Origin of the sequence: Streptomyces sp. BR123, assembly GCF_013401435.1 — a bacterium.
GTDB lineage: Bacteria > Actinomycetota > Actinomycetes > Streptomycetales > Streptomycetaceae > Streptomyces.
Map to the genome: position 1 here is coordinate 1 of NZ_JACBGN010000055.1, position 15,614 is coordinate 15,614.

Consider the following 15,614-nt stretch of genomic DNA (forward strand, 5'->3'; position numbering starts at 1 on the left):
GGCCAGGGAAAAGGGTAAGGGGCACTGCCCCCCGCTTCGTAAGGCCGACGCGGCCGGAAAAGCGTCATGAAACGGCCACAACACCCTCCGTGCCCACCCGCTGGCGGAGCGTCGCGTTCCGCTGCTTCCGGAACACCGGGCCCCGGCCGGGGGTCCCTGCGCGCTCCTTCCTGCTGCCGTGCGCCCGCGCTGCCGGGGACCCGATTGCGGCTCCGGCTCCCCCCGAAGGGCGAATGTGAGGGATCATGTCGGCATGACCGAGGTGTCCTCCCTCACAGGGCGGCTGCTCGTGGCCACCCCCTCCCTCGCGGATCCGAACTTCGACCGCGCGGTGGTGCTGCTGCTCGACCACGACGAGCAGGGCTCGCTCGGCGTGGTCCTCAACCGGCCGACCCCCGTGGTGGTCGGTGACATCCTCCTGCCCTGGGCGGCCCTGGCCGGCGATCCCGGGGTCGTCTTCCAGGGCGGCCCGGTCGGCCTGGACTCGGCGCTCGGGGTGGCGGTCATCCCGGGTGACGAGGGGCCGCTCGGGTGGCGCCGGGTGCACGGGGCGATCGGCCTGGTCGACCTGGAGGCGCCGCCGGAGCTGCTGGCCTCCGCGCTCGGATCGCTGCGGATCTTCGCCGGCTACTCCGGCTGGGGCCCCGGCCAGCTGGAGGACGAGCTCGGCGAGGGCGCCTGGTACGTCGTGGAGTCGGAGCCGGGCGACATCTCCTTCCCCGACCCGGCCCGGTTGTGGCGGGCGGTGCTGCGCCGGCAGCGCAGCGAGCTCGCGATGGTCGCCACGTACCCCGACGACCCGTCGCTGAACTGACCCGCGCCGCGATCGGTACCCTGGCTTGCATGAGCACTCTTGAGCCCGAGCGCGGGACTGGTACGGGGACCCTCGTAGAGCCGACGCCGCAGGTGTCCCACGGCGACGGCGACCACGAGCGCTTCGCCCACTACGTCCAGAAGGACAAGATCATGGCGAGCGCCCTCGACGGGACCCCCGTCGTGGCGCTCTGCGGCAAGGTGTGGGTGCCGGGCCGCGACCCGAAGAAGTACCCGGTCTGCCCCATGTGCAAGGAAATCTACGACTCCATGGGCTCCGGCGGGGACAAGGACAAGGGCGGCAAGGACAAGTAGCCGCAGGCCGGCACGGTCGGCCGGCCCCTCGGGGCCGCGCCGCCCGGAGCCGCCCGCCCCGAGGGGCCGGGCGGGCCCGGACACGGCTTGGCGGAACCGGGGCCCCGGGGGTGCGCACGTGCGCACCCCCGGGGCCTTCGCGCGTACTAGGGTCGGCGGCGTCACGAGCGCCCCGCGCCCCCGTGTGCCGTGCAGGGCGCCCCGCCGCGCCGCCGTGAAGGGCCGCCGCATGGACCTGATCCCCGCACCCCGCACCGCCGACCTGCGCGAGGACGCGCCCCCGTACGTCTTCGGGCCCCGGCCCTTCCTGGACGCCGGACCCGGAACCGAGGGCACGGCCCGCTGGCTGCGCCGCGAACTGGGCGCCGCCACCGGCTGGGACCTGCTGCCCGCGGCGCCGGGCGGCGGCGCAGGAGGAGGCCCCGGCGGCGGAACCGCTCCGGGCGGCGGAACCGCTCCGGGCGGTGGTGCGGCTCCGGGCGGCGGGGCGGACGGAATCCGGCTGCGCATCGACGAGGGGCTCGCCGCGCGCCTCGGGCCCGAGGGCTACGTGCTCACCGTCGGAGTCTCGGGCGCGCATCTCGCCGGCGCCTCCCCGGCCGGCGTCTTCTGGGCCGCCCAGACCCTGCGCCAGCTGCTCGGCCCCGACGCGTACCGGCGGGCCGCGCCGCCCGTCGCCGCCGGGCGGGTGTGGGTCCTGCCGCGGGGGACCGTCGAGGACGGCCCCCGCTTCGGTTGGCGCGGCATGCTGCTGGACGTGGCCCGGCACTTCACGCCGAAGAGCGGCGTCCTGCGCTGGCTCGACCTGCTGGCCGCCCACAAGCTCAACGTGCTGCACCTGCACCTGACGGACGACCAGGGCTGGCGGCTGGAGATCAAGCGCCACCCGCGCCTCACCGGGACCGGCGCCTGGCGCCCGCGCAGCCGCCGGGGCCACCGCGCCTCGCCGCTGTGGAACGACACCCCCCACGGCGGCTTCTACACCCAGGACGACATCCGCGAGATCGTCGCCTACGCCGCCGAACGGCACATCCGGGTGGTCCCGGAGATCGACCTGCCGGGCCATTCGCAGGCCGCCATCGCCGCGTACCCCGACCTGGGGAACACCGACGTCGTCGACACCGCCGCGCTGGGCGTCGGGGACGACTGGGGGATCAGCGAGAACGTCCTCGCGCCGACCGAGGCCGTGCTGCGGTTCTACGAGGGCGTGTTCGAGGAGCTGCTGGAGCTGTTCCCGCCGGAGGTCTCCCCGTTCGTGCACGTGGGCGGCGACGAGTGCCCGAAGGCGCAGTGGCGGGCCTCGCCGACCGCGCAGCGGCGGATCCGCGAGCTGGGCGTGGACGGCGAGGACGGGCTGCAGTCCTGGTTCATCCGGCACTTCGACGGCTGGCTGGCCCGGCGCGGGCGCAGGCTGATCGGCTGGGACGAGATCCTGGAGGGCGGGCTCGCACCCGGGGCGGCGGTCTCCTCGTGGCGCGGCTACGCGGGCGGGATCGCCGCCGCCGAGGCCGGACACGACGTCGTGATGTGCCCCGAGCAGCACGTGTACCTGGACCACCGTCAGGCGGCGGGCCCCGACGAGCCGGTGCCGATCGGGTACGTGCGCACGTCGGAAGACGTGTACCGGTTCGAGCCGGTGCCGCCCCAGCTGTCGGGGGCGGCCGCGGAGCGGGTCCTCGGCGCGCAGGCCAACATGTGGACCGAGGTGACGGAGGACCAGGGCCGCATCGACTACCAGGTGTTCCCGCGGCTCGCGGCGTTCGCCGAGGTGGTGTGGTCGGAGCTGCCCGAACCGGGCGAACGGGACCACGCCGGCTTCGAGGCCCGGATGGCCGGACACCGGCGCCGCCTTGACGTGCTGGGCGTCGAGCACCGGCCGCCCGGCGGGCCGTTGCCGTGGCAACGGCGCCCGGGGGTGCTCGGACGTCCGATCGAAGGGGAGCCGCCGAACGTGTGACCCGGGGCGGCGGACGGGGCGCAGGGGCCCGGCCGCCGCCCGCCGCGCGCCCCTGTGCCCCGCGGGGTGCGCGGGGCACGTGCGGGGCCGTACGGGGCCGTGCGAGGCGTTCCGGAGCCGGTTCTCCGGAGCGCCCGGAGCGCTTTCGCTACCCCGGGGAATTCTCCGGAGATCTCTGGAACTCCTGGGGAATCCGGGGCGTCCTACGTGCTTGGGGGTTGTCGGGAACTCTTGCTCGATCCAGGTGTATGAGGTGCACATCGGTGTGAAGCGATGCGCATCGGTGCGAAACGCCGCGCGGGACTGGATTCGGTTGATTCACCTGATGCGGGCGAGTCGGTCGATACGGGGGAATCCGGACGGCCGGGAGCTCGAAGGGGCGCCCGGCGGACCCTCGCGCCGGGCGGTGGGGAAGATGTGCCAGAGTTGCCACGTCCCGGCAGTGAGCACGTACCGTACGGCGGACAGGCGTGAGCGCTGTTACCGGGACATCGGGAAGGGGCAGCTGGGTTGACCACGCACGCACCGCACACACCGCAGGCGGCGCAGTCCGTGATGCTGCCGGCCTCGCTCGACGAGGCCGTGGCGGCACTCGCCGCCATGCCCGCAGCCGTGCCCGTGGCCGGCGGCACCGACCTCATGGCGGCCGTCAATGCCGGGCTGCTGCGGCCGGCCGGCCTGGTGAGCCTCGGCCGGATCAACGAGATCCGAGGCTGGCAGTACCAGGAGGACGGCCACGCCCTGCTCGGCGCGGGCCTCACCCACGCCCGGATGGGCCGCCCCGACTTCGCCGCGCTGATGCCGGGCCTGGCCGCCGCCGCGCGGGCCGCCGGGCCGCCGCAGATCCGCAACGCCGGCACCCTCGGCGGGAACATCGCCAGCGCCGCGCCGACGGGCGACGCACTGCCCGTGCTGGCCGCGCTGGAGGCCACCCTCATCATCGTCGGCCCGATCGGGCAGCGCGAGATCCCGGTCTCGTACCTGCTGGCCGGCCGCGAGATGCTGCGGCCCGGCGAGCTGATCGGCTTCGTGCGGGTGCCGCTGCTGCACGCCCCGCAGGTGTTCCTGAAGGCCACCGGGCGTACGGGCCCGGGTCGCGCCGTGGCGTCCGTGGGGCTCGTACTGGACCCGGCGCGCCGGGGTGTGCGCTGTGCGATCGGCGCGGTCGCCCCCATGCCGCTGCGGCCGCTGGAGGCCGAGCAGTGGGTGGCCTCACTGATCGACTGGGACGGGGAGCGGAACCTGGCCCCCGAGGCGCTGGAGGCCTTCGGCGACTACGTCGCGGCCGCCTGCGTCCCCGACCAGGGGGAACCGGTTGCTCCCGGTGTACTGCATCTGCGGCGGACGGTGGCCGTGCTGGCACGGAGGGCCCTGGGGAGGGCGCTGACCTCATGAGTGAGAACGAGAACGTGAGCGGAACGACGGGGGACGCGGGCGGCCAGGCCGCCCCGGCGTGGGGCTGGCAGCCGGTGCCGCAGAGCGGCGAGTTCAACGACGCCGCCGACGCGACGGCCTTCGTGAGCCTGCCCCCGGGCATGCTGGACGCCCTCGGGAAGGGGGAGCCGCTGGCGGCGCCCGGGCACGGGTACGTCCCCCCGCCGATGATCGTTCCGCTGGGGTCCGCCGGTACGGATCCGTCGGCCACGGGCACGTGGGCGACCCCGGCGCAGTGGCCCGACGCGGGCGGCCACGCGGCCGAGGCGGGCCCGGCGGCTCCGGTCGGCGGGCCGATCCCGGCCTCGATCCCGATCCCCGCGGCGGTCGCGGCGGAGTTCGCCGACGCCGTGCCGGGGCAGGAGCAGGCCGGCCCGCGGGACGGCGAGGATCCCGGCGAGACGGCGGAGTGGCACTTCCCCGACGCGCTGCGGGCGGACGAGCCGGTGACCACCGGCCAGTGGACCCTGCCGGAACTCCACGACCAGAGCGGCGAGTTCCGGACCGGCAGCGCGCCGGGCGCCGACTGGAGCCAGGCCCCGGCGACCCTGCCGGGCGGGGCCCCCGCCCCGTGGGCGACGCATCCGGGCTTCGAGACCCCGCACGCGGACGCCCTGCCGAGCCAGGACGCCCTGCCGAGCCCGGACGCCCCGCTGAGCTCGGGCGTCCTGCCCGCCGCGCAGTCGGACAACGGCGGCGCGGGCCCGTCCGGCGCCGGCCAGCGGCTCCTCGGCGGCCCCGGCGTCGGCACCCCCGGCCCGCCCCCGCGCGTGCTGGGCGGGCCCGGTGTGGGCACCCCACTGCCGGAGGGCGAGCCGGCGCACCCCGCCCCGTACGACATCGAGGCCGCGCACGGCCCCGCGGCGGCCGCGGCCGGCCCGCACACGCCCCCGGACGCCTACCCGCGCGCACACGAGCAGCACGACCACGGCCGGCAGCCCGGACAGCAGGAGCAGGGCCGGCAGCACGGGCAGCACGGGCAGCACGGGCGAAGCGAGTACGGCCACGTCGCCTACGAGACCGAGCACGGGCACACGCACGGCCACGGGATCCCGCTCGGGGACGGTCCCGGGCACACGCACGGGCGCGGCATCGCGCTCGGGGACGGGCACGGCCTCGGGCAGTACGAGCAGGCGCAGCACGAGCCGGCGCAGCACGGCGGCGTGCACGCCGAGGCGCCTGCCGGCATGCCCGCCGAGGCCCCCGGACTGCACGCGGGCGCCGAGCACGACACCCACCACGCGGCACCGGCCGAAGCCCCGGCCGTGGCGGTCGCCGTCACCGAGGCGGCGCCCGCACCGGCAGCCCAGACCGGGCCCCAGGCGGAAGCGCAGCCGGCCGAGTACACCCTCGCCGGCGGCTCCGCCGAGCAGGCGGAGGCAGGCGGCCACGGCTTCCCGGCATCCGCCCACGGCGCCGGTCCGGAGCCCCAGCCGCAGCGCCACACCCAGCCCCAGCCTGGTCCCGAGCCGGGCCCGGCAGTGGGCCATGGCCACGGCGCGGCGGCGGAGCCCGGACACGAGCCGGGCCACGAGCCGGGCCACGAGCCCGGGCACGAGCCGGGCCACGAGCCCGGGCACGAGCCGGGCCAGGCGCCGGCCGGGTCGGCGGACGGGCACGGCTTCGCCGAAGCCGCCGCAGGGGCCCCCGGCGGAGCCGCCGGCGGGGTGGTGCCGGGCGCGGACTCCTCGGACGGCGCCGTGCCACCACCGGACGCGAGCATCGGGGAAGGGATCCCGCTGGCGGGGCCCTCGTACGAGGAAGAGCAGGCGGCCGCCGCGGCCGTCGCCCATCACGAGCACCCGCTGGCTTCGTACGTGCTGCGCGTCAACGGCGCCGACCGCCCGGTCACCGGCGCGTGGATCGGCGAGTCGCTGCTGTACGTGCTGCGCGAGCGCCTCGGCCTGGCCGGCGCCAAGGACGGCTGCTCGCAGGGCGAGTGCGGGGCCTGCGCGGTGCAGGTCGACGGGCGGCTCGTGGCGTCCTGCCTGGTGCCGGCCGCGACGGCCGCGGGCAGCGAGGTCCGGACGGTCGAGGGTCTCGCGACCGGCGGGGAACTCTCCGACGTGCAACAGGCGTTGTGCAGGTCGGGTGCGGTGCAGTGCGGGTTCTGCGTGCCGGGGATGGCCATGACCATCCACGACCTGCTGGAGGGCAACCACGCCCCCAGCGACCTGGAGACCCGCCAGGCGCTGTGCGGGAACCTGTGCCGCTGCTCCGGCTACAAGGGCGTCCTGGAGGCGGTCCGCGAGGTCGTCGCCGAGCGCGCGGAGGCCGAAGTGGCAGCGGCAGGGGCGGCAGGCCCGGCCGGAGGCGGCGGTGCGGCAGCCGAGGCTCCGCGCATCCCGCACCAGGCACTGCCCGGCGAGGGCGGGTTCCACCACAACGGAGGCATGGCGTGAGCGGGCAGGACGCGGCCACGGCCACGGCGACGACGACCGTGACGTTCACCACGAGCGTTGCGGCCGGCGCCGCGGGCTCGGCCGGCGGCCCGGCCGAGCCGACGGAACCAGCAGTTCCGCGCGGTATCGGGGCCTCCGTGCCCGCCGCCGACGCGCGCGCCAAGACCGAGGGCACCTTCCCGTACGCCGCCGACCTGTGGGCCGAGGGGTTGCTGTGGGCCGCCGTGCTGCGGTCCCCGCACGCGCACGCCCGCATCCTGTCCATCGACACCTCGGCCGCCTGCGAGATGCCCGGCGTCCGCGCCGTCGTCACGCACGCCGACGTCCCCGGCGCGACCACCCACGGCCGCCGGATCGCCGACCGGCCCGTGTTCGCGCACGACGTCGTACGGCACCACGGCGAACCGATCGCCGCCGTCGCCGCCGACCACCCCGACACGGCGCGCCTCGCGGCCGCCGCCATCACCGTCGAGTACGAGCTCCTCGACGCGGTCACCGACCCCGAGCAGGCCTTCGGCGCCCCGCCCCTGCACCCCGACGGCAACCTGATCCGGCACATCCCGCTCCGCTACGGCGACCCGGAGGCCACGGGCGAGGTCGTCGTCGAGGGCCTGTACCGGATCGGCCGGCAGGACCCGGCGCCCATCGGCGCCGAGGCCGGGCTCGCCGTCCCCCGGCCCGACGGCGGCGTGGAGCTCTACACCGCCTCCACCGACCCGCACCTCGACCGCGACCTGGCCGCCGCCTGCTTCGGCCTCGAACCGGACCGCGTCCGCGTCGTCGTCACCGGCGTGCCCGGCGCGACGGCCGACCGCGAGGACGCCGCCTTCCAGCTCCCCCTCGGCCTGCTGGCCCTGCGCACCGGCTGCCCGGTCAAGCTGGCCGCCACCCGCGAGGAGTCCTTCCTCGGCCACACCCACCGCCACCCGACGCTGCTCCGCTACCGGCACCACGCCGACGCGGAGGGCCGCCTCGTCAAGGTCGAGGCCCAGATCCTGATGGACGCCGGCGCGTACGCGGACGCCTCCGCCGAGTCCCTCGCGGCGGCCGTGGCGTTCGCCTGCGGCCCGTACGTGGTCCCGCACGCCTTCGTGGAGGGCTGGGCGGTCCGCACGAACAACCCCCCGTCGGGCCATGTGCGCGGCGAGGGCGCCATGCAGGTCTGCGCCGCGTACGAGGGCCAGATGGACAAGCTGGCCGCTGCCCTCGGCATCGACGGCGCGGAACTGCGCATGCGCAACGTCCTGGCCACCGGCGACCTGCTGCCCACCGGCCAGACGGTGACCTGCCCGGCCCCGGTCGCCGAACTCCTGCGCGCGGTCCGCGACCACGAACTCCCCTCCCTCCCGAAGGACACCCCGGAGGAGGAGTGGCTGCTTCCGGGCGGCCCGGACGGCGCGGGCGAGCCGGGCGCGGTGCGGCGCGGCGTCGGGTACGGCATCGGCATGGTCCACATGCTCGGCGCGGAAGGCGCCGACGAGGTCTCCACGGCCACGGTGAAGGTCGTCAACGGCGTGGCGACGGTGATCTGCGCGGCCGTCGACACCGGCCAGGGCTTCGCCACGCTCGCGCGCCAGATCGTCCAGGAAGTCCTGGGCGTGGACGAGGTGATCACCGCCCCGGTCGACACGGACCAGCCGTCGGCGGGCCCGTCGGCACACGGCCGGCACACGTGGGTGTCGGGCGGTGCCGTGGAACGCGCGGCGAAGATGGTCCGCACCCAGCTGCTCCAGCCGATGGCCCACAACCTCGGCATGTCCACGGAGCTGCTCCAGATCCAGGACGGCCGCATCACGTCCTACGACGGCGCCTTCTCGATGCCGGTGGTCGAGGCGATGATGGGCAAGGAACTCTGGGCCACGGCCCAGTGCCGCCCCCACCCCACGGAGCCCCTGGGCGCCGACGGCCAGGGCGACGCCTTCGTAGGCCTCGCCTTCTGCGCGATCCGGGCGGTGGTGGACGTGGACATCGAGCTCGGCACGGTCCGCGTGGTCGAGCTGGCGGTCGCCCAGGACGTCGGCCGGATCCTCAACCCGGCCCAGCTGGCGGCCCGTATCGAGGCGGGCGTCACGCAGGGCGTGGGTGCGGCCCTGACGGAGAACCTCCGCACGGTGTCCGGCCTTGTCCGCCACCCCGACCTGACGGGCTATGCCCTGCCGACGTCGCTGGACGCCCCGTCGGTCCGCATCGTCAAGCTGGTCGAAGAGCGCGACGTCGTGGCCCCGTTCGGCGCGAAGGCGGCCAGCGCCGTCCCGGTCGTCACGGCCCCCGCGGCCGTGGCATCCGCGGTCAGGGCGGCCACGGGCCGCCCCGTGAACCGACTCCCGATCAGGCCCTCCGCGGCGGTGGCGGCCACCAACTCGTAGCCGTGTGACCCGCATTGCACGTGCAACCCCGAGGTTGGGGCTGTCGCTGCCGGTCGCTAGAGTGATCGAGTAGGACTGTTCTTGCACGCGCGTGAGCGCAAGCGAACGGGGAACCGGGGAGCGGCGGTGCCGGCCGCGAACCGAACGGGGAAAACGGGGATACGGGGAGGCCGCCGTGGCAGAGAACGCGTTGGACTGGGTGCTCGGGGGCGGTGCAGCCAACGAGACAGCAGCCGCGATTCGCGCACAGGCCCAGGCCCTTGCGGTCGACTACGAGACGCTGACCGGCTACAAGAAGAAGGTCGACGAGCTCCTGACGAAGCTGAAGGGCTCGGAGGCGTACGACAAGAAGCTGGCCGACGGCACCCTCCCCGAGGGCACCCTCGGCAAGGGCTTCGCCGAGGCGGAAACCCTCTTCAAGACGTACAACACGGTCCACGAGCAGCTCGAAAACCTCTCCAAGGGCCTGGCCGCCCAGATCGAAGGCCTGGGCATCGCGATCCTGACGTCCGGCAAGGGCTACGCGGGCGTCGACGAGGAGACGCAGGCGCGTATGCGCGCGATTGTCCGGCAGGCCAAGAAGGACTACGTCGAGGATCGCGACCCGCTCGCGCAGGAGAAGAAGGCACAGTCGCAGCACGGCTCGAACAGCAACGGCGGAACGGATGGGGGGGCCGTCTGATGGCTACGAACTTCGAGGGTTTCACGCATCAGCAGCTGCTGGCGATGGTCGCTTCGATCGACTCTGAGACGGTCAAGTCCCGCGCGACGCAGCTGACCACCGCGACGACCACGATCAGGGAGATCGGCAACGCCCTCAAGACGACCAAGGTCACGGGCTGGGAAGGCCAGGCGGCCCAGGCCTTCGCGAACTGGGCGGACCAGGCTGGCAGTGCGACGCTGCGCCTGGCTGACCTCAGCGAGGCGGGCGGCAAGTGGATGACCGAAGCTGCTCAGATCATGGTCGAGGTCAAGAAGAACATCCCCCCGTACGACCAGTCGGCAGCCGACAACCTCAAAACCTCCAAGGACTACCGTAACGACCCGGACGCTCAGCAGATGGGCCGAGAGGCCTGGTCGAAGCTGAGCGGCGATCACACGAAGGCCGTGGACGCGCTGACGAAGCTGGCCGGGGCGTACGAGCAGTCGTCGACGCAGATCGGCAAGGTCGAGATCCCGACCTTCCCGACGCCGCCGGGTGATTTCCACCCCGTAGGTGTAAACACGGAATCGCAGGACCTCTCGCGTTCCGGGGGTGGATACGGGGGAGGCTCGGGTGGTGGCTCGTACGTATCCTCGTCGCCGCGCGGCAGTGGGCCGTCCGGAAACTCCGACGGGCTGGGCCGACCGGATATCAACCTGCCGCCGACGACCGGGCCCGCGCCCGTGCCGCTGCCGGACAAGGACGTGGATGTGGACCTCGACCATGTCGCAGTCCTGCCTGACAAGACTGTCCCGCCGGTCACCAGCCTGCCCAATCTCCCGGCTCCCGGTCCCAACGGTCCCAACCCGGTCGTACCCATGCCGCCGGTCGGGCTTCCGCCCCTCGGCAAGGGCCCGACGCTGCCCGGCGGTGGCGGTCCCATCAGCAAAATCCCGTCCATCCCGTCTCCGCCGACCCCTGGTGGCAAGATCGGTGGGCTTCCTCCGCTGCTGCCGCGTGAAACCGGCATCGTCGGTGGCCGTCAGGTGACCGCGGGCGGCCCCACCCCGGGTATCCCACGCGGAACGGTCATCGGGACGGAAGGCCCGATGAGCGGTGGCCGCGCCGGAGGCGGCGTCGGCGGCATGCACCCTGGCATGGGTGGCCCTCACGTCGGTGGCCCGGGCGGTTCCGCGATGGGGCGCCGACTGGCCATGGAGCCGGGCGGTGTCGTCGGTGGGCGCCAGCCCGGCGTGATCGGCCGAACCCCCGCCGGGGGGCAGCCGTTCACGCAGGGCGGTGCGGGTCTCGTCCGCCACGAGGCCGGCACCGGTGCGGCTCGCGGCGCGGTGGGCCACCCTGGCGCGGGTGCGCACGCTTCGGGTAACCGGCGTGACCAGCAGTCGGGTGAGCGCCCGGACTACCTGGCCGAGGACGAAGAGACCTGGCGGAGCAACGGCCGTGTTGTCCCGCCGGTGATCGACTGATCAGAACGGATGTTGTACGGGATGCGCATGCGTAAGGCGGCCTCGGCCCTGGTGGGCCTCCTGCTGGCCGGGGTCGCCGCGACCCCGGCCCATGCAGAGACCATCCGGTCCAAGCAATGGCATCTCGACGCCATGAAGGTCGACGACATCTGGAAGACCAGCACGGGCAAAGGCGTAACCGTCGCTGTCATCGACAGTGGAGTCGAGCGCATCCCCGAACTTGAAGGCCAGGTGCTTCCAGGTAAGGATTTCGCGACGGAGTATTCGGGAGATGAGCGCTCGGACTATGGCAAACACGGCACCAACATGGCTGCACTGATCGCCGGCTCTGGGAAGCATCCGAGCGGTGACGGGGCATTCGGTCTTGCTCCGGGTGCCAAGATCCTTCCGATTCGTGTGCCGCACGAGTTCAACAAGACGAGGTCGATCTGGACGGAGGCGATTCGGTTCGCGGCGGACTCCGAAGCCAAGATCATCAACATCTCCATGGCCACGGAACAAGATGATCCTGGGCGGCTTGATGCTGTGAAGTACGCCTTGTCCAAGGGGAAGCTGATTTTTGCTGGCGTGGGCAATGATGGCGACACCCTGAACAAGGTTATGTACCCTGCGGCGACCCCTGGTGTGGTGGGCGTCGGTGCTGTGGGGCCAGATGGGGTTGCGACCAAGGAGTCGCAGCACGGTCCGCAGGTCGACCTGTCTGCACCCGGCATAGACATCGTGACGGCGTGTGGCGGCAAGACCGGTCTATGCAAGACCGCTGGCACCAGTGACGCCACCGCCCTCGCTTCCGCTTCGGCCGCCTTGCTTTGGTCGGCGCACCCGGAGTGGACCAACAACCAGGTGCTCCGGGTCCTGCTGAACACTGCCGGCGGTCCGACGAACGGCGCGCAGCGCAACGATTACGTCGGTTACGGCGTCGTCCGCCCGAAGATTGCGCTTCCCACGCCCGGTGACCCCGGCCCCGCGGATGTCTTCCCGCTGCCGGACCTGGCTGCCGCGGATGCGAAGAATTCGCCCACACCGTCGGCCGGCGGTGACAGCAAGAAGCCGCAGTCCGGTGCGTCCGCCGCGCCGCAGGCCGAGGCCAAGGAAAGCGGCGGCAGCAACATGACCTGGATCGCGCTCGGGCTCGGCGCGTGCGTGCTCGTCGGCGGCGCCGTGACAGCGGTCGTCATACGGCGCAGGAGCAGCTGACGTGCCATCCTTCTCGCCCGATCCGGCCCGATGGGGCGGAAGGAGCGGAGCGCGCGGCACCAGGACCCCGTCGGCGTCCGGGGTGTGCATGCGCAAGGCGACCGCGGCCCTGGTGGGTCTCCTGCTGGCCGGGGTCGCAGCGACCCCGGCCCACGCGGAGACCGTCCGGTCCCAGCAGTGGCATCTCGACGCCATGAAGGCCGACGACATCTGGAAGATCAGCACGGGCAAGGGTGTTACCGTCGCCGTCATCGACAGCGGCGTTGACCGCGTCCCCGAGCTTGAGGGCCAAGTTCTTCCAGGTAAGGACTTTGCGACGGATTACTCGGGGGACGAGCGCACGGACTACGAGAAGCACGGCACCACCATGGCCGCGCTGATCGCTGGCTCGGGGAAGCACCCGAGCGGTGATGGGGCGTTCGGTCTTGCTCCGGGTGTCAAGATCCTTCCGATTCGCGTGCCGCACCAGCTCAACAAGACGAAGCCGATCTGGAATGATGCGATCCGGTTCGCGGCGGACTCTGAAGCCAAGATCATCAACATCTCCATGGGCGCAGAACAGGATGATCCTGGGCGTCTCGATGCAGTGAAGTACGCCTTGTCCAAGGGAAAGCTGATCTTTGCCTCTGTTGGTAACGACGGCAATACCACGAACGCGGTCATGTACCCGGCGGCAACGCCGGGAGTGGTGGGCGTCGGTGCCGTCGGAGCTGACGGAGGCGCAACCGCGGAGTCGCAGCACGGTCCGCAGGTCGACATGTCTGCCCCCGGGATGGACATCGTGACGGCGTGCGCCGGCAAGACTGGCGTCTGCAAGAACCATGGCACCAGTGACGCCACCGCCCTCGTCTCCGCCTCGGCGGCGCTGCTCTGGTCGGCGCACCCGGAGTGGACCAACAACCAGGTGCTTCGTGTCCTCCTGAACACCGCCGGCAAGGGCGATGACGGCAAGGAGCGCAACGACTACCTGGGCTACGGCATCGTCCGCCCGAAGATCGCGCTGCCTACCCCCGGCGATCCTGGCCCCGCGGATGTCTTCCCGCTGCCGGACCTGGCTGCCGCGGATGCGAAGAACTCGCCCGCTCCGTCGGCTGGCGGCGATGGCAAGAAGCCGCCGTCCGGTGCCCCGGCGCCCCAGGCCAAGGAATCCGACGGCGGCAGCGGCATGACCTGGATCGCGCTCGGGTTGGGTGCCTGTGTGCTCGTCGGCAGTGCGGTTACGGCGGTCCTCATGCGTCGCAGGAGCAGCTGACGCCGAAGGCCGTCCAGGGGTGCGCCTGCCCTGGACGGCCTTCGGGAGAAGCCGTGACCCGAATCGAACCGGCGTAACTCGCGTTGCAGGCGGTCCCCCCATGTCCTTTGGGCGCGGGGGGATCGCCGATTCCGAGGCCGCATGGGGAAGCCCCGGCATCCGCCAGGGGAACGGCAGACAGGCGGGGCCGAGGGCCCGAGAGGCTAGGGACGGTGGTTCCTCAGGGCCCGCAGGGCGGGCATGAAGCGGGGCAGGTAGCCCGGACAGGGGTGCTGCTGCGGGACGGCCCAGGAGTGCCAGCAGGACAGGCACCATCTCACCCGTGAGTGTTCCGGGTCGGGTGTTGGGTCACCGCCGCAGCGTGGGCACTCCTGCAAGGCGCCTCCTAGGCCGACAGGTCGAACTCGCCCAGCTTGGCACCGGCGAGGAACGCGGTCCACTCGTCCGGGGTGAATTCGACGGCCCCGCCAGTGACGCTGTTCCGGACGGCGACCACGCCCGGGATGTTGGTGGCCACCTCGACACAGCGGGGGTTGGTGTTCTCGTACTGGCAGGCGCTGGACGTACGGAACTCGAACGCGGATCCGGGGACTTTGCTCATGGTGCTTGATCCCTTCGACGTGATTCCGGGGAAGCGGTCCCCGCACCGTCGTACAACCCGCCCCGTGAGGGACGGGGGTCCGTGGCCCTCTACAGGGGCTCGCCGGGCAGCCGCGTCAAGCCCTCGGGGTGCCCGTATCGCTTGTGGATCAGCATGTCCTCAGCCACCGCGAACAGGCTGGCGTGGCTGCGCTGGTCGATTGCCGCCCGCCCTTTGTCCCGGAGGGAGCGCACTGGTCGCACGTTGCCGGATCAACGTTGGCGGGCCGCCGTTCCATCAGGCGGCGCAGCTCTCTCATGGACATTGATTCACCACCGGATCGGTTCGAGCGTGCCGCCCGAACAGGTCGGACACGGCACCTTGTACGTGTAGTCGCAGGTGCGGCACCCCTCGAAACCGCAGCACTCGGGGCACCAAATGCCCCCATGGCCGGCACAGAGACCGCAGTACGTCGCGGCCCCGGGAGGGGTGGGATTCCCTTGCGCGGACTCGAACCGGGGTCGCCCTGCCTTGCAGGAGCCCATCCGCGGGCGTGGGGCACGGTGCTCTTCCTGGCTGAGCTGTAAGGGGCGCGGGCTTTCGGTTGGCCGCGCCGCTACGCGTTCAGGCCTCGGGCTAGGGGAGCGGCCACCGGGGCCACCCGGGCGGCGAACCCGAGCCAGCTGACCAAATCCATGTGCTTGTTCACCGCCGCCTCACCTCACGGGCATGGACGATGAGTTCGCGGCTTCCGGTGTCGGGGCGGATGAACGCCACCGGCACGGGCCTCCGGTTGGCCGGCATGTCGGCAGGTTTCTCCCATACAGGTCGTAGTCGGCCAGGACGCCCGACCGGCCCCGGGAGTCAACCACCCTCTGGCCCATATCGGCAGCGCTGATCACCGCCGTGCCCCCTCGGGGGCGCAGGACATGTGCCAGTAGGCGACGATCGGGTCACCGTCCGCCCGCCCGAGCATCCCCCGGCGGGCCGGGCGGTCGAGCCGGATGGGCTTCAGGCACGCGGGGCACGTCTCCCGCTTCTTCGTGTACGTCACGTACTCGAAGGTGTCCTTCTGCGGTGGTGCCATCGATGTTCACCGTCTCTCGAAGCGCCGTTGTCCTGGTACTAGACAACTCCTCAGCGGGGGAGCGAACTTGCACAGAACTTG

General features: G+C 72.8%; 12 protein-coding genes. 10 read left to right on the top strand and 2 right to left on the bottom strand.

Annotated features, from left to right (window positions below; all coding sequences use genetic code 11):
* Window positions 1-253: 253 nt before the first annotated feature.
* The 10 genes from HYE82_RS12010 to mycP (HYE82_RS12055) all read left to right on the top strand — a co-directional run bounded on the left by HYE82_RS12010 (window position 254) and on the right by mycP (HYE82_RS12055) (window position 13,866).
* Window positions 254-814 (top strand): YqgE/AlgH family protein, encoded by a 561-nt coding sequence (locus HYE82_RS12010; protein ID WP_179173988.1) that lies wholly within the window; start codon window positions 254-256, stop codon window positions 812-814.
* A gap of 29 nt (window positions 815-843) precedes the next feature.
* Complete coding sequence (locus tag HYE82_RS12015) at window positions 844-1,128, top strand: DUF3039 domain-containing protein (protein ID WP_179173989.1); 285 nt, start codon at window positions 844-846, stop codon at window positions 1,126-1,128.
* A 229-nt stretch (window positions 1,129-1,357) separates the two neighbouring features.
* Entirely contained in the window at window positions 1,358-3,085 is a 1,728-nt protein-coding gene (locus tag HYE82_RS12020) for a beta-N-acetylhexosaminidase (RefSeq protein ID WP_179173990.1), read from the top strand.
* Window positions 3,086-3,595: 510 nt separating this feature from the next.
* Window positions 3,596-4,480, top strand: a complete 885-nt coding sequence (locus HYE82_RS12025; RefSeq protein WP_179173991.1) for a xanthine dehydrogenase family protein subunit M — start codon at window positions 3,596-3,598, stop codon at window positions 4,478-4,480.
* Window positions 4,477-6,921 (top strand): 2Fe-2S iron-sulfur cluster-binding protein, encoded by a 2,445-nt coding sequence (locus tag HYE82_RS12030; protein WP_179173992.1) that lies wholly within the window; start codon window positions 4,477-4,479, stop codon window positions 6,919-6,921. The genes HYE82_RS12025 and HYE82_RS12030 overlap by 4 nt, the downstream gene beginning before the upstream one ends.
* Window positions 6,922-7,046: 125 nt before the next feature.
* Window positions 7,047-9,287 carry a xanthine dehydrogenase family protein molybdopterin-binding subunit gene (locus HYE82_RS12035; RefSeq protein ID WP_309144288.1) on the top strand — a complete coding sequence of 747 codons (2,241 nt, stop codon included), beginning with the start codon at window positions 7,047-7,049 and terminating at the stop codon, window positions 9,285-9,287.
* Between the two features lie 175 nt (window positions 9,288-9,462).
* Window positions 9,463-9,969: a hypothetical protein gene (locus HYE82_RS12040; protein ID WP_309144287.1), complete on the top strand. Its 507-nt coding sequence runs from the start codon at window positions 9,463-9,465 to the stop codon at window positions 9,967-9,969.
* Window positions 9,969-11,417 (top strand): WXG100 family type VII secretion target, encoded by a 1,449-nt coding sequence (locus HYE82_RS12045; RefSeq protein WP_179173994.1) that lies wholly within the window; start codon window positions 9,969-9,971, stop codon window positions 11,415-11,417. The genes HYE82_RS12040 and HYE82_RS12045 overlap by 1 nt, the downstream gene beginning before the upstream one ends.
* Before the next feature lie 21 nt (window positions 11,418-11,438).
* A complete protein-coding gene (mycP, locus tag HYE82_RS12050) occupies window positions 11,439-12,614 on the top strand; it encodes a type VII secretion-associated serine protease mycosin (protein WP_256987111.1) in 1,176 nt (391 codons plus the stop codon).
* Between the two features lie 88 nt (window positions 12,615-12,702).
* Window positions 12,703-13,866, top strand: coding sequence for a type VII secretion-associated serine protease mycosin (gene mycP, locus HYE82_RS12055; RefSeq protein WP_179173996.1), 1,164 nt, complete (start codon window positions 12,703-12,705; stop codon window positions 13,864-13,866).
* Between the two features lie 385 nt (window positions 13,867-14,251).
* Here the strand turns inward: mycP (HYE82_RS12055) and HYE82_RS12060 are convergent, their stop codons facing one another.
* Both HYE82_RS12060 and HYE82_RS12065 read right to left on the bottom strand, forming a co-directional pair.
* Window positions 14,252-14,467, bottom strand: a complete 216-nt coding sequence (locus HYE82_RS12060; RefSeq protein WP_179173997.1) for a DUF397 domain-containing protein — start codon at window positions 14,465-14,467, stop codon at window positions 14,252-14,254.
* Window positions 14,468-15,344: 877 nt separating this feature from the next.
* Window positions 15,345-15,533 carry a hypothetical protein gene (locus HYE82_RS12065; protein WP_179173998.1) on the bottom strand — a complete coding sequence of 63 codons (189 nt, stop codon included), beginning with the start codon at window positions 15,531-15,533 and terminating at the stop codon, window positions 15,345-15,347.
* Window positions 15,534-15,614 lie beyond the last annotated feature (81 nt).